The organism is Sphingomonas degradans (assembly GCF_053502645.1).
The window spans coordinates 4,392,317-4,411,171 of sequence record NZ_CP177172.1 but is presented as its reverse complement, the minus strand read 5'-3'; the positions used below and the strand labels follow the sequence as shown (position 1 = coordinate 4,411,171).

10 protein-coding genes are annotated in these 18,855 nt (G+C 67.9%); 6 read left to right on the top strand and 4 right to left on the bottom strand.

Translation table 11 applies throughout. From position 1 onward, the window contains the following. Positions 1–12: 12 nt before the first annotated feature. From ACG3SL_RS20265 to ACG3SL_RS20255, 3 genes are all read left to right on the top strand, one after another. Positions 13–2,766: a TonB-dependent receptor gene (locus ACG3SL_RS20265; protein ID WP_448662945.1), complete on the top strand. Its 2,754-nt coding sequence runs from the start codon at positions 13–15 to the stop codon at positions 2,764–2,766. A 326-nt stretch (positions 2,767–3,092) separates the two neighbouring features. After that, positions 3,093–6,104, top strand: a complete 3,012-nt coding sequence (locus tag ACG3SL_RS20260; RefSeq protein ID WP_448662944.1) for a TonB-dependent receptor domain-containing protein — start codon at positions 3,093–3,095, stop codon at positions 6,102–6,104. Between the two features lie 169 nt (positions 6,105–6,273). Then, positions 6,274–7,653 (top strand): M20/M25/M40 family metallo-hydrolase, encoded by a 1,380-nt coding sequence (locus ACG3SL_RS20255; RefSeq protein ID WP_448662943.1) that lies wholly within the window; start codon positions 6,274–6,276, stop codon positions 7,651–7,653. A 101-nt stretch (positions 7,654–7,754) separates the two neighbouring features. On the opposite strand, the gene ACG3SL_RS20250 is transcribed toward ACG3SL_RS20255, so the two are convergent. From ACG3SL_RS20250 to ACG3SL_RS20235, 4 genes are all read right to left on the bottom strand, one after another. Beyond that, a complete protein-coding gene (locus tag ACG3SL_RS20250) occupies positions 7,755–8,582 on the bottom strand; it encodes a protein phosphatase 2C domain-containing protein (protein WP_448662942.1) in 828 nt (275 codons plus the stop codon). Positions 8,583–8,651: 69 nt separating this feature from the next. Next, positions 8,652–9,980, bottom strand: coding sequence for a dihydrolipoamide acetyltransferase family protein (locus ACG3SL_RS20245; RefSeq protein WP_448662941.1), 1,329 nt, complete (start codon positions 9,978–9,980; stop codon positions 8,652–8,654). 5 nt (positions 9,981–9,985) lie between these two features. Continuing rightward, on the bottom strand, positions 9,986–10,990 hold the full coding sequence (locus tag ACG3SL_RS20240) for an alpha-ketoacid dehydrogenase subunit beta (protein WP_448665186.1): 1,005 nt from the start codon (positions 10,988–10,990) through the stop codon (positions 9,986–9,988). 17 nt (positions 10,991–11,007) lie between these two features. Further along, positions 11,008–12,273, bottom strand: a complete 1,266-nt coding sequence (locus ACG3SL_RS20235) for a thiamine pyrophosphate-dependent enzyme (protein WP_448662940.1) — start codon at positions 12,271–12,273, stop codon at positions 11,008–11,010. Between the two features lie 204 nt (positions 12,274–12,477). On the opposite strand from ACG3SL_RS20235, the gene ACG3SL_RS20230 reads away from it, so the two are divergent. The 3 genes from ACG3SL_RS20230 (at position 12,478) to ACG3SL_RS20220 (ending at position 18,852) form a co-directional block, all read left to right on the top strand. Then, positions 12,478–13,224: an ImuA family protein gene (locus ACG3SL_RS20230; protein ID WP_448662939.1), complete on the top strand. Its 747-nt coding sequence runs from the start codon at positions 12,478–12,480 to the stop codon at positions 13,222–13,224. A 718-nt stretch (positions 13,225–13,942) separates the two neighbouring features. Further along, the gene (locus ACG3SL_RS20225) at positions 13,943–15,568 is read left to right on the top strand and encodes a DUF6504 family protein (protein WP_448662938.1); all 1,626 of its coding nucleotides are present in this window, start codon (positions 13,943–13,945) and stop codon (positions 15,566–15,568) included. Continuing rightward, positions 15,565–18,852: an error-prone DNA polymerase gene (locus tag ACG3SL_RS20220; RefSeq protein WP_448662937.1), complete on the top strand. Its 3,288-nt coding sequence runs from the start codon at positions 15,565–15,567 to the stop codon at positions 18,850–18,852. Before ACG3SL_RS20225 ends, ACG3SL_RS20220 begins: the two co-directional genes overlap by 4 nt. Positions 18,853–18,855 lie beyond the last annotated feature (3 nt).

Sequence of the window (18,855 nt, the reverse complement as noted above, 5' to 3'; positions counted from 1 at the left end):
AGGGGGGTTAATATGAAGGCATTTCGTCAATCGCTGCTGCATTCCGCAGGCGGCTTCGCCCTGCTGGCATCGGCATCGTCGCTGCTGCTCGTCGCCACGCCGGCCGCCGCGCAGTCCAGCGACTCCACCCAGGCCGACGACTCCAGCGAGATCGTCGTCACCGGCATCCGCAAGAGCATCGAGGACTCGATCCGCGCCAAGCGCAACGCCGACTCGATCGTCGACGTGATCAGCGCCGAGGACGTCGGCAAGTTCCCCGACAACAACATCGCCGAATCGCTGTCGCGCCTGCCCGGCGTCACGGTCGACCACCAGTTCGGTGAAGGCGAGCAGCTCTCGATCGCCGGCGTCGAGCCCGCGCTCAACCGGCTGACGATCGATGGCCATTCGGTCGCCTCGGCCGACTGGGGCGGCAACCCGTCGGATCGCTCGAGCCGCACCTTCAACTATTCGCTGCTCTCGCCCACGATCATCAGCCAGGCCGTGGTCTACAAGACCCCCGAGGCACGGCTTCAGGAAGGCGCGATCGGCGCCAGCGTCGACGTCGTGACGCGCAAGCCGCTCGACCTCAAGCCGAACACGATCGCTGCGACCGGCGGCTACGAATATAACGACCGCGCCGACAAGGGCAGCATTCGCGGCTCCGCGCTGTACAGCTGGCACAACGACGCCGGCACGATCGGCATCCTGCTCGGCGCCAACTATGACAAGGAACAGCTGAGCCGCGCCGGCGTCGCGTCCTATTGGTATCGCACCGGTGCCGCGCTGCTCGAAAACGCGCCCGGGACCGCAACCGTCAACGGCAAGGCGATCAACACGCTCACCGACGCCGAAAAGACCGCGTTCAGCAACGCGCGCTATGCCTCGTTCCTCGCCCGCGAATATTTCCGCCAGGAACGCGAGCGCATCGGCTTCAACGGCGCGATCCAGATCAAGCCGGCCGACAACCTGACGCTGACCGGCACCGCGATGGTCATTCGCGGAAATTACGACAATATCTCGAACTCCATCTACACCTATGGCTATGAAGGTTCGCGGATGACCGCCGCGACCTATGTCGCCGGCAAGGACGGCAGCCCCGGTGTGGTGGATTCGGCCACCTTCGCGGGCATCACCAGCGGCACCGGCTCCACCGGCCAGCTCGACACCTATTATCGCCGCACGCGCATCAAGAACGACAGCTACGCCATGCTGCTCGACTGGAACGCGAACGGCTGGGCCGTCACCGGCAACGCCGGCTATACCAAGGCGTCGGGCGGCAAGGATCCCGAGTATCTGCTCGATTTCCGCACGCAGCAGGGCTTCACTGCCGGTGCGAACGGCCAGAGCACGATCGTCAACTGGCAGTCGCCCGCGACCGACGCGACCAAGTGGCTGAGCAACTATACCGCCAATGGCGGCGAGACGATCACCGCACCCGACGGCCGCACCTTTGTCGGTCGCCAGATTGGTGGCGTTCCGACCCAGTCGGGCTTCACGGTCGACAAGGAGTGGTTCGGCGAACTCAACGTCAAGCGCGACGTCGAATGGGGTCCGATCAAGGCGCTGCTGTTTGGTGCCCGCTATAGCGATCACGCCAACAGCAACACCACCTACACCAACGCCGTCTACACCAACATGAACTTCACCGTGGCGGATCTGAACCCCACCGTGCGGAGCGCCGATCTGTACAGCGGCCTGGGCACGTCGGGGAACGGCACGCCGTTCGTCGGGCTCGACAAGGACGCGATCATCGCCGCGCTGACCAAGTACGGCAACTTCACGATCGATCGCGGCCTGTCGCAGAGCGATTATTGGCTGGTGAAGGAAAAGATCGCAGCGGCGTACGTCCAGGCCAATTTCGAAGCCGGCAAGTTCCGCGGCAATATCGGCGGCCGCTTCGTCCATACCAAGGACGAGTCGAACTTCTACATCGGCAGCAACAACGTCTACGCTCTGACGCGGATGACCAGCGACGACAACCGCTTCCTGCCGTCCGCCAACCTGATCTTCCAGGCGGGCGAGGATGTGGTGATGCGCGGATCGGTCGCGAAGGTTATCGCCCGCGCGCGCTACAGCGATCTCGCCGGTTCGCTGACGCTGGTCGACAGCACGCGCAGCGGCAGCGGCGGCAACCCCGACCTGAAGCCCTATGCGGCGACCAATTTCGGTTTCTCGACCGAATGGTATTTCGCACCGGGCAGCTTCCTCGCGGGTGAAATCTTCTACCGCGACATCTCGAACTACATCACCAATTCGGCCGACAATGGCCCCGATGGGGACGGCGTTCCGATCACGAACACCGCGACCGGCCAGTCGCTGAAATATTTCCTCACCCGCCCGGTCAACGGCGGCAAGGCATCGGTGACCGGCTTCTCGATCTCGGGCAACGCCAACCTGCTCTGGGGCTTCGGCATCCAGGCGAACTACACCTTCGCCGACGCCGACACGCCGGGTGCCTCGACCGGCCTGCCGTACCTGTCGCGCAACACGGTGACGATCTCGCCCTATTTCGAAAAGGGTCCGTTCCAGGCGCGCGTCAGCTACAACCGTCGCTCGAAGTATTTCTACCGCTTCGGTCGCCAGCAGTCGCAGGACTATACCGACGCCTATCGCCAGCTCGATGCGCAGATTTCGTACAACATCACCAAGATGATCTCGCTGACGGTGTCCGCGTCCAACCTGCTGGACGAAACCTATTACCAGTACAGCAGCACACCGGACGCGCCGACGTCGATCTACAAGAACGGCCGCGTCTTCTCGGCAAGCACGAGCTTCCGCTTCTAACCTAGTGAAACATCCCCGGTGGCCCTCGCGGGCTGCCGGGGATGCAGTTTTTGGATAGTAACGATTAAGCGTACGCGTATCTTTTTCCCGGCCAGCGCCGGTGCCCCACCGGGCCAGCGCCAGCAGCCGCAGCGACTATCGACCGGCCTGGGCACGCCCATGGCCGGCTTCGCGCTTCATGCGATCATGCGCCTCCTGCGCGCCGGAGCATTACTCCCGGCAGCGCGGTCGCAGGCGCGCGCCCCCCGATTCACGCAACTCCGGGCCTCAGGCTTCGGGGCGGCGCGATGCAACGACCAATAAAAACCAACCAAAGGGAAGCACCAATGAAGAGATTGAACAGCTTGCTGCTGGCGACGACGTGCGTCGCCGGATTGCTGACGACGCCCGCGATGGCGCAGGACACCGCCGCGCAGGCCACCACCACTGCCGCCGACGATAGCGATACCGCGACGATCGTCGTCACCGGCAGCCGCATCACGCGCCCCAATTCGGCCGCAGCCGCACCGATCACGTCGGTCACGGCGGATTCGATCCGCGCACAGGCAGCGGTGAACATCGAGGAAGTGCTGAACCGCGTTCCCCAGATCGCGCCGGACAGCCAGCAGAACTATCAGGATTCCGACGGCCGCCAGCGCATCAAGCTGCGCAACCTCGGCTTTGAGCGCACGCTGACGCTGGTCGACGGCAAGCGCCTGGGCACGATGAACGGCGTCGACGCCAACATGATCCCGACCGCGCTGATCCAGCGCGTCGACGTGCTGACCGGCGGCGCTTCGGCGGTGTACGGTTCGGACGCCGTCGCGGGCGTCGTCAACTTCATCATGAACGACGACTTCCAGGGCATCCAGCTCAACGCGAACTACAATTTCTACGCGCACCAGAACAAGGCGGGCCTCGTCTCGCAGGTCGCCAAGCAGTACGGCTTCGCTCAGCCTTCGACCGGCACCAAGACCGATGGCGGGCGCCAGGATCTGTCGCTGACCGTCGGCAAGAAGCTGTTCGACGATCGCTTCCACATCTCGGCCTATGTCAACTATCGCAAGGCGGATCTGGTCCCCTATTCGGCACGCGAGACCTCGGGCTGCCAGTTGACCGAAACCACCAAGGACGGCCCGCTGAGCTGCACCGTCTCGACCTACACCAAGACGGGCTATGTCTCGCCGAGCATCGGCGCGAACGCCGGCAACGCCTATGTCAACAACCCCAACGGCACGCGCACCTTCGTGCCGTATTCGACTTCCCTGGCCGAAAACCCGTATGACGGCTTTTCCTTCCAGCGCGCCAATGAGCGTTGGAATGCCGGCGGCTTCACGTCGTTCAAGATCTCGGACGCTGCCGAAGTCTATGCAAACGCGATGTGGTTCCGCGACAAGTCGAACAACGTCTATCCCGCGCGCATCCTCAGCTCGAGCAACTACGCGGCACCCTATCAGCTGCCGTGCAACAACCCGTATCTGTCGGCATCGCAGGCGCAGACCATCTGCGGCGCGGCGGCAGGCACCTCGACGGTTGTTCCGGTCGAACTGCGCTATCGCCTGACCGGCGTTCCCGATCAGGAAGATCGCTACCTCAACCAGGGCACCCGCATCTCGGGCGGCGTCCGTGGCGCCTTTGCCGAGGGCTGGAGCTACGATGTCGGCGGCGTCTATGCGCGCAATCGCCAGGACATCAGCTGGGCAATGCCGAGCTATGCCCGGATCAACAACGCACTGAACACGGTCAACAACAACGGCACGATCAGCTGCAAGAACGACGTCGCCAATGGCTGCGTCCCGTTCGATCCGTTCAGCGCCTATTCGGCGACGAACAACAGCGCGCTGTTCAACTACATCCTGGCGGGCACCTACGGCACCCAGACCACGGTCAGCACGCTGTATAACGGCATCGCCACCGTCCAGGGCGACCTGGGCACCTATGGCATCAAGAGCCCGTTCGCGGACCAGGGCGTCGCGATCGCGTTCGGCGCGGAATATCGCGAGGACAAGCTGCGCAGCTATGCCGACGCCAACTGGCGCGAGCAGAATGGCGGCAGCGACCAGAATCTGGGTCAGCATGTCTGGGAAGGCAACGTCGAGCTGCAGGCGCCGCTGGCGCAGCACAAGCGCTTCTTCGAACTGCTCCAGGTCAACGGCGCCTATCGCCTGTCGAAGTACAGCAGCAACCCGGACAAGTTCTCGACCTGGAAGATCGAAGCACTCTGGGCACCGATCCCGGACATCACGTTCCGCGGCTCGATCAACCGCGCCCAGCGCGCACCGACGGTGACCGAGGCCTATCAGGCATCGAACAACAGCTATGGCCGCATCGACGTGAACTCGTTCAGCGACTTCTGCGCGCCGACCGTCACCTACACCACGGGTGCGAACGGCCAGCAGGTGCCCGTCTATGGCGCTCCCAAGGCATCGCGCGCGGTCTGCGCCGCAACCGGCCTGGCGGACAATCTGTACGGCAGCCAGACGCTGCTGTGCCCGACCGACGTCGGCTGCACCTATCGCAGCGGCGGCTTCACGGTGGACCCGGAAACGGCCTACACCAAGACGTTCGGTGTCCTGGTGCGTCCGAGCTTCCTGCCGGGTCTCAGCTTCTCGGTCGATCGCTTCATGATCGATCTGAACGACTCGATCGGGTATAACGACCAGAGCTACTTCACGAACGGCTGCCTTGCGACCGGCAGCGACTTCTTCTGCAAGATGTTCGTGCGCAACGCGAGCGGCCAGCTGTTCAGCAACCCGACCAGCAATCCGACCGCTGGCTATATCCGCCAGGGCACGACCAACTACTACAAGAGCAAGTCCTATGGCTGGGACTTCCAGGGCCAGTACGCCCTGAACCTTGCAGCGGCCGGTCGTCTGGACTTCGACTTCTCGGGCTCGCTGACCACCCTCGCCGGTGGCCAGGATTCGCCGATCCTGCCGAAGTACAACTGTGCGGGCTATTACGGCGGCGGCTGCGGCCAGCTGATCCCGAAGTGGACGCACAACCTGCGCGGCACCTACACCACGGCGGACCAGTTCTTCTCCGCTTCGGTGAACTGGCGTCACCTGGGGCCGCTCACCAACGTCACCAACTCGGGCGACGCGTCGCTCGGCTGGACTGCCGCTGGCGAGCGTTCGACGTTCTACCGCATCGACGCCTATGACTATTTCGACCTGGCGCTGAACTTCCGCGTCAACAAGTCGTACTCGTTCCGCGTCTCGGCGAACAACATCCTCGACAAGACCCCGCCGATCCTGCCGAACTCGTACAGCTACGCGCTGTCGCGTGCGAACACGCTGTCGGCACGCTACGACTCGCTGGGTCGCCAGATCGCAGTGGGCGCCACGCTCAACTTCTGATCCGGCGCCTTCGGGCATCAAGATCGGGCCCGTCTCCCTTCGGGGAGGCGGGCCTTTTTTCAAGGTTCCTTGGCAGGAACCCGATCACCGCCCGCCCCGGGCGGTCTGCATCTGCACAGCGGCACTCCCCGGTCTTGCCCCTCGCCGCGACCAGGCGTAGCCCGCACGCATGACCGATACCGCATCCGCCCTCGCCTTTGCCGAGGATCATCTGGACGACAGCCTCGACCGCCTCTTCGCGCTGCTGCGCGTGCCGTCGGTGTCGACCGATCCCGCCTATGCCGACCATTGCCGCACCGCTGCCGCGATGCTGGCCGACGAGCTGACCGAACTGGGCTTCGATGCCCGCGTCGCACCCACGCCGGGCCATCCGATGGTCGTCGCGCACCATGCGGGCGACGGGCCGCATGTGCTGTTCTATGGCCATTACGACGTCCAGCCGGTCGATCCGATCGCGCTGTGGAAGCGCGATCCGTTCGATCCCGTGATCGAGACGCGCGCCGACGGGTCGCAGGCAATCGTCGCGCGCGGCGCATCGGACGACAAGGGCCAGCTGCGCACCTTTATCGAGGCGTGCCGCGCGTGGAAGCAAGCCACCGGAAAACTGCCCTGCCGGGTGACGATCCTGTTCGAGGGTGAAGAGGAATCGGGCTCGACCAGCCTGGAGCCGTTCCTCCACGCCCATGCCGAGGAACTGAAGGCCGATTTCGCGCTGATCTGCGACACGCTGATGTGGGATGCCGAAACCCCCGGCATCACCATCGGCCTGCGCGGCATGGCGGCGGGCCAGGTGACAGTGCGCGGCCCCAGCCGCGACTTGCATTCGGGCCTGTATGGTGGCCCCGCGCGCAACCCGATCCAGCTGCTGGCGCAGATGCTGGCGGACTTGAAGGATGCCGATGGCCGCGTGACGCTGCCCGGCTTCTATGACGGCGTCCATCCGATCAGCGCCGATGTCCGCGCCAGTTGGGACGCGCTGGGCTTCGATGCCGATGCGTTCCTGGGCGAAGTCGGCCTGCGCATCCCGGCGGGCGAGCGCGGCTATGACGCGCTGGAACAGAGCTGGTCGCGCCCGACGGCGGAAATCAACGGCATCTGGGGCGGCTATACCGGCGAGGGGTTCAAGACCGTGATCCCCGCCGAAGCCCATGCAAAGGTCAGCTTCCGGCTGGTCGGCGATCAGGACCCGGATCAGGTCTGGGCCGCGTTCGAGGGCCATGTCCGCGACCGGCTGCCCGCCGATTGCTCGGCGGAGTTCGTCACGCGCGGGCCCGGCAGCCACGCCATCAGCCTGGCGAGCGACAGCGGCCCGTTTAGCGCCGCGCGCGCCGCGCTGGCCGACGAATGGGGCAAGTCCGCGCTGCTCGGCTGCGGCGGATCGATCCCGGTGGTCAATTCGATCCGCTCGATCCTAGGCATGGACAGCGTGATGGTCGGCTTCGCGCAGACCGACGACAATATCCACTCGCCGAACGAGAAATACGCGCTGAAGAGCTTCCAGAAGGGCATCCGCTCCTGGGTGCGCATCCTCGGCGCCCTCGCGGCCTGAAGTCCCGCGCACCGCTAAACCCGTGCCCCTGCGGCTAAACCCCGTGCCCCTGCGAAAGCAGGGGCCCAGGGCCGCAAGCAAATCGCATGTAGGCGCAGCCCCTACCCCGCCACACGCAGGTGCAGCAGCGTCGCGTCGTCGGACGTCTTGAACCGCACGAACCGCGTGCAGTCGGCATCCTCCCGCTCGACTGCGCGCAGTTCCTGCGCCAGCGCCGCCGCGCCGCGCGTCACCACGCCCTGCGCCAGTCCGGCCTCGTCATAGCGGTCATAGCTGTCGCACAGCGCCGCAAAGCCATCGGTCATCAGCAGCAGCGCGTCGCCCGGCGCGCAAGGGTAGCGGGCGATCTCGACGCGGTCCGCCGCGCCATCGACGCCCAGCACGGCGCGTCCGGGGCGGGCGCGGGCTTCGCGCAGGCTGTCGATCAGCGGCCCCTCGCGCCCCTTCACCGTGCCCAGCCCGTGCGCGGCGTTGCTGGCGGCATGCGCAGTCTCGGCATCGCGGCTGACGCGGGGACGCCCCAGCCGCCGCGTGCCGGCGGGGCCGTGGAGCAGCCCCACGCAATCGCCCAGCCAGCCGCATTCGATCGCATCGCCCGCGTGGCGCGCCAGCATCAGCGACGCGCAGGGCAATTCCCACGCCCCCAGCGGATCGCGCCGCCGGGCAACGGCAAAGCGCGCGGCAAGCCGCGCGGTCAGATCGGCAAGCAGGTCCGCCACCGGCCGCGCGGCGTCTGCGCCGGCCAGCAGGGCATTGGCCTGGTCCGCCAGCCACGCCGCCCCGCCCTGTGCCCCCACCAGCCCGGCGGGGCCCAGATCGGTCGCGCCGTCGATCACCCAGGCGAGCCCGCCCGTGGACCCGGCACGGTCGTCATTGGCAATGGCGAAATCGCCGGGCAGGCACAGCGACTGGATCAGATCGAAGGTCATGGCGCGGCGTTACCACCGCGCTATGACAATCGCGCTATTCCAACGCTTTCGCGCCCTGTGCCCAGACCTTCAATCCGCGAAGAGCAGCACCGGCGTTTCCAGCAGCTTCTTCACGGCCTGGACATAGCTGGCGGCATCCCAGCCATCGACGACGCGGTGGTCGCAGCTGATCGACAGGTTCATCAGCTTGGCGCGAACGATGTCGTCGCCGCGAAACACGGGGCGCTCGACGATCTTGTTCGGGCCGATGATCGCCACTTCCGGCCGGTTGATGACCGGCGTGGTCGCGATGCCGCCCAGCGGTCCCAGCGAGGTGACCGTCAGCGTCGATCCGCTCAGCTCCTGCGACGTCGCCTTGCCGGTGCGCGCCGCCTCGGCCAGCCGGCCGATCTCGCTCGCCAGCTGCCAGACATTCCTGTCCTGCGCGTCGCGGATCACCGGCACCATCAGCCCGGCATCGGTCTGCGTCGCCATGCCCAGATGGACGCGGCCATGGCGCGTCACCACGCCGGCCTCATCGTCATAGCGGGCGTTGAGCATCGGGAAGTCGGGGATCGTGCGACAGATCGCTACGATCAGGAACGGCAGCATGGTCAGCTTGGGGCGCTGGCCGCGATTGGCGTTCAGGTCGGCGCGCATGTCCTCCAGCGCGGTCACGTCGATTTCGTCGACATAGGTGAAGTGCGGGATCGCGCGCTTCGATGCGGCCATATTCTCGGCGATGCGGCGGCGCATGCCGATGACCTTCACCGGCTGATCCTCGCGGGCGCGGGATGCGTGCGGCGCGTGATAGCCCTGCCCGCTGCCATAGCGCAGGAAGGCGTCGAGATCGGCATGGCGGATGCGATCGCCCTCGGCGGGCTTCACGCTCGCGAGGTCGATGCCGAGGTCCGCCGCACGCGCGCGCACGGCGGGGGAAGCGAGGACCTTATGATCCTCCCCGGAACGGGGAGGGGGACCATCAGCTGCAGGCTGATGGTGGAGGGGGGCCGCCACAGGCGAGTCCGGCGCGGTCGTGGCGGAATCGTCCAGCGGCACGCCCCCTCCACCACCGGCTCCGCCGGTGGTCCCCCTCCCCGTTCCGGGGAGGATGGCCTCTTCCACCCCCGGCGTTTCCGCCTCGACCTGCTCCTCGACCGGCGTCTCGCCCGCATCCTCGTCGGTCTCGACCACCATCAGCGCGGAACCGATCGCGACCTGATCGCCGACCTCGCCGGCCAGTTCGACCACCACGCCGGAGACGGGCGATTCCATCTCTACCGTCGCCTTGTCGGTCATCATGTCGGCGACCTGCTGGTCCTCCTCCACGCGCTCGCCGACGCGGACGTGCCAGGCGACGATCTCGGCCTCGGCAATGCCTTCGCCGATGTCGGGAAGGCGGAAAGTGAAGCGTGCCATGCCGGTCAGTCCTTCAGCAGTTTCTTGAGCGCCTCGCCGATGCGGACCGGGCCGGGGAAATAGGCCCATTCGAGGCTGTGGGGATAAGGCGTGTCGAACCCGGTGACGCGCGCGATCGGCGCCTCCAGATGATAGAAGCAGCGTTCCTGCACCAGCGCCGACAGCTCGGCGCCAAAGCCCGAGGTGCGCGTCGCCTCGTGCACGATCATGCAGCGCCCGGTCTTCTTCACCGATGCCTCGATCGCGTCGATGTCGAGCGGCACCAGCGTGCGCAGGTCGATGATCTCGGCATCGACGCCCATGTCCTCGACCGTGCTCGCGACGACATGCACCATCGTGCCATAGCACAGGATCGTCACCGCCTCGCCCGCGCGCACCGTCGCCGCCTTGCCCAGTTCGATGCGGTAATGCCCCTCGGGCACCTCGCCCGCCGGATGCGCGCTCCAGTTGCGCGACGGGCGGTCGTAATGGCCGTCGAACGGGCCGTTATAGATGCGCTTGGGCTCGAGGAAGAGGACGGGATCATTGTCCTCGATCGCGGCGATCAACAGCCCCTTGGCGTCATAGGGCGTCGACGGGATCACCGTCTTAATGCCCGAGACATGGGTGAAGATGCCCTCGGGGCTCTGGCTGTGCGTCTGCCCGCCGAAAATGCCGCCGCCATAGGGGCTGCGCACCGTGATCGGCGAGATGAAGTCGCCGTTCGAGCGATAGCGCAGCCGCGCCGCCTCGCTCACCAGCTGGTCGAGCGCGGGATAGATGTAATCGGCGAACTGGATCTCGGGCACCGGGCGCAGGCCGTATGCGCCCATGCCGATCGCCACGCCGATGATCCCGATCTCGGTGATCGGCGTGTCGAAGGCGCGGGTCTTGCCATATTTGGCCTGGAGCCCGGCGGTCGCGCGGAACACGCCGCCGAAATAGCCGACATCCTCGCCCATCACGATCACTTGCGGATCGCGTTCCATCATCACGTCCATGGCCGAGTTGATCGCCTGGATCATGTTCATGCGGGTGCTGGTCTCGCTCATATCCCCGCCGCCTTGCGCTCGGCGATCATCTGCTCGCTCTGTTCCTTCAGGTGCCACGGCATATGCTCGAACACGCCCTCGAACATCGTCTCGAACGGCTGGTGCATCCCATGGCCCAGGATGCCGTTCTTCTCGGCTTCCTTCTGCGCAGTCTTCACCTGTTCGGCGAGTTCGAGGTCCATCGCCTCGTGCCGCGCCTCGTCCCATTCGCCTATCGCGATCAGATGGTCCTTGAGCCGCCGGATCGGGTCGCCCAGCGGCCAGGCATTGGGCTCGCCGGCGCTGCGATAGGCGGTGGGATCGTCGGAGGTGGAGTGCCCCTCGGCGCGATAGGTGAAATGCTCGATCAGCGTCGGCCCCTGGTTGGTCCGCGCGCGCTCGGCGGCCCATTGCGTCGCGGCATAGACTGCAAGTGCATCGTTACCGTCCACCCGCAGCCCGGCGATGCCATAGCCGATCGCCCGCGCGGCAAAGGTCGTCGCCTCGGCACCGGCAAAGCCCGAAAAGCTGCTGATCGCCCATTGATTGTTGACGATGTTGAGGATCACCGGCGCCCGATAGACGCTGGCAAAGGTGCAGGCGGAGTGGAAATCGCCCTCCGCCGTGCTGCCCTCGCCGCACCAGGTGGCGGCGATGCGCGTGTCGCCCTTGGCCGCGCTCGCCATCGCCCAGCCGACCGCCTGGGGATATTGGGTGGTCAGGTTGCCCGAGATCGAGAAGAAGCCATGATCCTTCGCCGAATACATGATCGGCAGCTGACGCCCCTGCAGCGGATCGCCGCGGTTCGAATAGATCTGGTTCATCATCGTCACCAGCGGATAGCCGCGCGTGATCAGGATGCCCTGCTGGCGATAGCTGGGGAAGCACATGTCGTCGCTGGCCAGCGCCAGCGCCGCCCCAACTGACACTGCCTCTTCGCCGGTCGACTTCATGTAGAAGCTAGTCTTGCCCTGGCGCTGGGCGCGGAACATCCGCTCGTCGAACGCGCGGGTCAGCGCCATGCTGCGCAGCATCCTGCGCTTCGCCTCGCCGTCCAGCCGGGGGTCCCACGGGCCCACGGCCTGTCCCGCATCGTCCAGCACCCGCACCAGCGTATAGGCGAGTTCGTGGAAACTCTCGGCCTTGTCGGCGGTGTCGGGGCGGCGCGCGGCGCCGGCGGGCGGCACGGCCACGTCGCTGAAATCGGCTTCGTCCCCGGGGCGAAAGCGCGGTTCGGGAATGTGCAGCGACAAGGGCGGCAGATTGGCGCGCGAGGCGTCCATGGACTCTCCAGAAAATAGACTCGTTGCGCCGGTACAACGCGCGGAATCGGTTTCAGGACGTTGTTATAAAATTTCGCGGGCGCTGTCGAGTAGGTCAGCAGCGCTGACCTTGATGCACTGCGGCATGGCGGAACAAAACCAGCTTGACTCGATGCCCCAATGGAACAGAATAAGAACATTCTGCGCTGTCGAGTCGTGTATCCAATGGCTGATCCCGCCATATTGAAGCAATTGCGCGAGACGCTGGCCGGGCTGGAACCCAATGGATTCCGGCGGCGTCCGGTGCTGCCCTTCGGGCTGGAACGCGTCGATTCGCGGCTCGCCGATGGCGGGTTGCGGCTCGATGCGCTGCACGAAATCAGCGGCACCACCGGCGACATGGCCGATGATTGCGCCGCGACCCTGTTCATGGGCGGCATCGCCGCGCGCGCCTGGGGCCCGGTGCTGTGGGTGGTGCGGCGGCGCGATCTGTTCGCGCCGGGGCTGGCGCAGGTCGGGCTCGATCCCAAGCGCGTGATCTATGCCGAGGCGCGCGACGACGACGAATTGCTGGCGATCCTGGAGGAAGGATTGCGCCATCGCGGGCTGGGCGCCGTGATCGGCGAAGTGAAGCGGATCGGGATGCCCGCTACAAGGCGGCTGCAACTGGCGGCAGAGGGCGGGCGCACGATCGCGCTGCTGATGAAGCGCCACGCCCGCGAAGGCAGCGACCCGCTGGGCGCACCCTCTGCGGCGATCACGCGCTGGCGGGTGGCATCGGCTCCCTCGACACCGCTGCCGGTGGCGGGCGTGGGCCGCGCGCAGTGGCGGCTGACGCTGGCACGGCAACGCGGGGGAGAAGGTTTCGAACAGATTGTGGAGGCGTGCGATGCAACGGGTCGCTGCGCTCTACCTGCCGCATTGGGCCATCGAACGGCTGCGTCGGGCAGAGCGGACCGCCAGGCCGCCTGAGCCCGGCCCGCCCGCATCGCTGGATGCCCTCCACGCCGCCGTGGCCGCCGAACAGGAGCATGCCTGTTCGGTGCCGCGCGGCGGCGGCTGGCGCCCCGGCGCGCGCTGGGCCCGCGAGACGGGCACTCCCGCCCACCGCCAGCCGGCCAGACACGAAATAGGCCGCCGCAGCGAAGCCGCGCCCCCGCCCTTCCGCGCCATGCGCCCGGACGAAGGCGGCGTACCGGTCCCTTTCGCTGCTGCTCCCCTCCCGCCTGCGGGAGGGGCAGGGGGAGGGCCCGACATGGAGGCGGCGCGGCACCGGCGCAACCCGCGTGGCGACGCCGAACGCCTCTCGTTCCACGCGATGCACCTGAACCAACACGGCGGCTCGCTCCCTTCCGCTGCCCGGCACCCTTCCGCCCCCCTCCCGCCTGCGGGAGGGGTCGGGGGAGGGCCCGACATGGAGGCGGCGCAAGACCAGCGCCAACCGGCACACCGCCGACCCGGCACCCCACCCCTTTCCGCTGCCCGGCACCCTTCTGCCCCCCTCCCGCCTGCGGGAGGGGTCGGGGGAGGGCCCGACGTGGAGACGGCGCGGCACCGATGCCAACCGGGACACCACCAACACGGTGCCCCGGTACATCGCGTCACGGGCACATCCACCCCCCGTCATCCCGGCGAAGGCCGGGATCCATTGCCCGTTCCGTTGCACCAAACAGCCCCAGCCGAGCGGCGAATGGATCCCGGCCTTCGCCGGGATGACGGCAAAGAGGGGACGCCGGCAGGGCCCCGCCGTGGACTTCCGGCCCGTGCGACTGCCTCCCCGCCCCCTGTCGCTGGCGCCGTCCCCCCGCCGCCCACAGAGGCCCCCGCCCCCCTCGTCACCACGCTCCACACCGGCAACCGCGTCGAAATCGCAGCCGCCTGTCCGCAGGCCCGCGCGCTGGGGCTCTTCCCCGGCATGGCGCTGGCGCAGGCGCGCGCGCAGGTGGCGGGGCTCGACATCCGCCCGGCGGACCCGGAGGGCGATCGCGCCGCGCTCCGGCGGCTGGCGCTGCGCGCGGCGCGGCGCTGGTGTCCGCTGGTGATGCTGGACGGCGACGACGGGCTGCTGCTCGACCTGACCGGCACCGCGCATCTGTTCGGCGGCGAGGGGCGGATGGCGCGGCGGATCGTGCGCTTCCTCGCGCGCGCCGGGTTCACGGCCCGGATCGCCATCGCCGACACCCCCGGCGCCGCCCACGCGCTCGCCCGCCACACCGCTGGCGGCCTGTGCCCGCCGGGGCGCCAGGCCGAGGCGCTGGCCGACCTTCCCGTCGCCGCACTGCGCGTGGAACCCCGCGCCGTCGAGCTGCTCCAGCGGCTGGGCGTCGAGCGGATCGGCGCGCTGGCGGCGATGCCCCGCGCCCCGCTCACCCGCCGCTTCGGCAGTGCGCTGACGCTGCGGCTCGATCAGGCGTTGGGCGCGCTCCCCGAACCCTTCACGCCGATCGTCCCCACCGAACAGATCGTCGTGACCCAGCGCTTTGCCGAACCCATCGCCACGGCAGAGGCGATCGCGCACTGGATGGGCATGCTGGTCCCCCGGCTGGTCGCCGCGCTGGCGCAGGCGGGGCTGGGCGCGCGCCGGATCGAGCTGGTCGCCGAGCGCGTCGACGGCGTGCCCCAATGCGTGACGATCGGGCTGGCGCGGCCCAATCGCGACCCCGCGCACCTGTTGCGGCTGCTCACACGCCGGATCGAGGGGATCGAGCCCGGCTATGGCATCGATGCGCTGCACCTCCACCTGCGCCGCGCCGAGCCGCTGGGGGCGGAACCCTTTGGCGAGCGGCTGGACGAGGATGCGCCCCCCGATCTCGCCGCGCTGGTCGATACGCTGGCGACGCGGATCGGGCTCGACCGGCTCTGGCGCACCCGTCCGGTGGAAAGCGACGTGCCCGAACGATCGGTCGCGCCCACCGGGGTGCTCGACCCCCCTGCCCGCGCCGCCGCACGGCTGCGTGCCGACGATGTGCGGGGATTGAACCGCGCGGTCGAGATGCCGCCCTGGCACCCCGATTGGCCGCGCCCCGCCCGGCTGCTGCGCCGGCCCGAGCGGGTCGAGGGCGTCGTCGCGCTGCTCCCCGATCAGCCGCCCCGCCGCTTCACCTGGCGCGGCCAGACGCACCGCGTGGTGCGCGCCGACGGGCCCGAGCGCATCCATGGCGAATGGTGGCGCAGCCGGGCGGAGATGCACAGCATCCGCGACTATTTCCGTGTCGAGGACGAGGCCGGGCGCCGCTACTGGCTGTTCCGCCGCGGCGATGGCGAGCGCGCGGTGACGGGCGATCTCGGCTGGTATCTGCACGGGGTGTTCGGATGACCTATCCCGAACTGCAGGTGACGACGCATTATTCGTTCCTGCGCGGTGCCTCCGCCCCCGACGAACTCTTCGAAACCGCCGCGCTGCTGGGGCTGCCCGCGCTCGGCATCACCGATCGCAATTCGGTGGCGGGCATGGTCCGCGCGCTGGTGGCGAGCGAGGGGACGGGGGTAAAGCTGGTCGTGGGGTGCCGGCTCGACCTGGTCGATGGCAGTTCGGTGCTGGTCTGGCCCGAGGACCGCGCCGCGTGGAGCCGCCTCACCCGCCTGCTGACGCTCGGCAAGGCCCGCGCCGATCCCCAGCACGGCGAAAAGGGTAAGTGTTTCCTCCACTGGGAGGACCTGGCCGAGGCCGCCCAGGGGCTGGTCGGCGCGCTGGTGCCCGGTGCGCGCGATGTTCGGGAAGATCGCGCGCTCGAATGGATGGCCGATGTGTTCGGCAATCGCGGCCATGTCGCGCTGACGCAGCATCGCCGCCCCGGTGACGCGCTGCGGCTGCACCGGCTGTCGCAGGCGGCGGCGCGCTTCGGCCTGACGCCGCTCGCCACCGGCGACGTGCTCTACCACCACCCCGACACCCGCATGCTCCAGGACGTGATGACCGCGATCCGCGAGCGTTGCACGATCGACGCGCTGGGTTTCCGCCGCGAACGCAACGCCGATCGCCACCTGAAGCCGCCGCAGGAAATGGCGCGCCGCTTCGTCGATCACCCGGCGGCACTGCGCGCGGCGGCGGCGATCGCCGAACGCTGCACCTTTTCCCTGCGCGAGCTGGACTATCAATATCCCGACGAAATCGTCATGCGCCGCCACACCCCGCAAAAGGCGCTGGAGCGGATGGCGTGGCAGGCGCTCAACGCCCGCTTCCCCGCGCGCCCGCCGGGACGCTACCGGCGGCTGCTCCGCCACGAACTGCGGCTGGTGCGCAAGCTGCGCTATGCCCCCTATTTCCTGACGGTGCATTCGATCGTCGGCTTTGCCCGCAGCCAGCATATCCTGTGCCAGGGGCGGGGATCGGCGGCCAATTCGGTGATCTGCTTCGTGCTGGGGATCACGTCGATCGATCCCGTCCACCACAAGCTGCTGTTCGAGCGTTTCATCTCGGAGGATCGCGGCGAGCCGCCCGATATCGACATCGATTTCGAGCATGAGCGACGCGAGGAAGTGATCCAGTGGATCTACGAGACCTATGGCCATGACCATGCCGCGCTGACGGCGGTGGTCAGCCGATTCCGCTCGCGCGGGGCGCTGCGCGAAGTGGGCAAGGCGCTGGGGCTGCCCGAGGATCTGACTGCGGCGCTGTCGAGCCAGGTCTGGGGCTGGTCCAACGAAGTGAACGACGACCATGCCGACGCACTGAACCTCGACCGCAGCGACCCGCGCCTGGCCCTCACGCTGGAACTGGCGCGGGAACTGATCGGCACGCCGCGCCATTTGTCGCAGCATCCCGGCGGCTTCGTGCTGACGCGCGACCGGCTCGATTCGCTCGTCCCGATCGAACCGGCGGCGATGATCGCCCGCCGCGTCGTCGAATGGGAAAAGCTCGACATCGAGGAACTGGGGCTGATGAAGGTCGACATCCTCGGCCTGGGGATGCTCGGCTGCATGCGCCGCGCGTTCGACCTGCTGGAGACGCACAAGGGCGTTCGGCTGACGATGGCATCGGACACGCTGCAGGTCGACGATCCCGCCACCTTCGCGATGATCCAGCGCGCCGATACGCTCGGCACCTTCCAGATCGAGAGCCGCGCGCAAATGTCGATGCTGCCCCGGATGCGCCCGGCCAATTTCTATGACATCGCGATCCAGGTCGCGATCGTCCGGCCCGGCCCGATCCAGGGCGACATGGTCCATCCCTATCTGAAACGCCGCGAATTGCTGCGCAGCAATCCGCGCGCGGAGATCGACTACCCCTCGCCCGCGCTTCGGCAGGTGCTGGAAAAGACGCTGGGCGTGCCGCTGTTCCAGGAACAGGCGATGCAGGTCGCGATCATCGGCGCCGGCTTCAGCCCGGGCGAGGCGGACCAGCTCCGCCGCAAGATGGCGACGTTCAAGGCGACCGGCGGCGTCGGCGAATTTCACGAGAAGCTGGTGTCGGGGATGCGCGCCCGGGGGATCAGCGAAGACTTTGCCGAGCGGCTGGTGAAGCAGATCGAAGGGTTCGGCAGCTATGGCTTCCCGGAAAGCCACGCCGCCAGCTTCGCCAAGATCGCCTATGCGTCGAGCTGGATGAAATGCCACCACCCCGACATTTTCTGCGCCGCGCTGCTCAATGCCCAGCCGATGGGATTCTATGCCCCCGCCCAGATCGTCCGCGACGCGTGCGAGCATGGCGTGGAGGTCCATCCCGTTTGCATCAACGCCAGCGCGTGGGACACGCTGCCGATGCCGCGCGGCACGACGGCGGGGCGCCCCCGGACCGGATTTTGCGGGAGCGCGGCGGATTGGGCGCTGCTGCACCCCCTGCGGCTGGGCATGGGGATCGTGCAGGGGCTGGCCGAGGGGGATGCGCAAGCGATCCTGACGGCGCGGGCCGGCGGGGCTTTCACGTCGATCGAGGAGGTGTGGCGGCGGTCCCGCGTGAAGCCCGCCGCGCTAGAGCGGCTGGCGCGGGCCGATGCGTTTCAGGCGCTGGGGCTCAATCGGCGCCAGGCGCTATGGGCGATCAAGGGGCTGGCGGACAGGCCGCTCGACCTGTTCGACGCCGCCGATCTGCGCGCGCGCCAGGTGCGGCCCGAGAGCATCGAGGCGCCGGTCGCGCTGGTGCCGCTCAGCGCGGGGCGCGAAGTGGTGGAGGATTACCGCGCCACCCAGCTCAGCCTGCGCGCGCATCCGCTGTCGTTCCTGCGCGATCGGCTGGCGGCACAGCGGATCGCGCGGTGCGGCGACCTGCTCGGCATGAAGGACGGCGCCCGCGTCGAAGTCGCCGGGCTGGTGCTGGTCCGCCAGCGTCCGGGCAGCGCCAAGGGCGTTGTGTTCGTCACGCTGGAGGACGAAACCGGCATCGCCAATGCGGTGCTATGGCCCGACCGGTTCGAGGCGCATCGGCGCACCGTCATGTCGGCGACGATGCTGGCGATCCGGGGCCGGGTGCAGCGCGAGGGGCTGGTGATCCATGTCGTCGCCGATGCGCTGACCGACCTCACCCCATGGCTGCGCGCGGTCGGCGACCTCGATCTGCCGCGCATGACCGCGCCGGGCGACGGCGCCACCCATGGCGGCACGATCGACCCGCGCGAGCGGCGCGAGGGCGTGCTGCGAGTCAAGTCGCATGACTTCCACTGACGT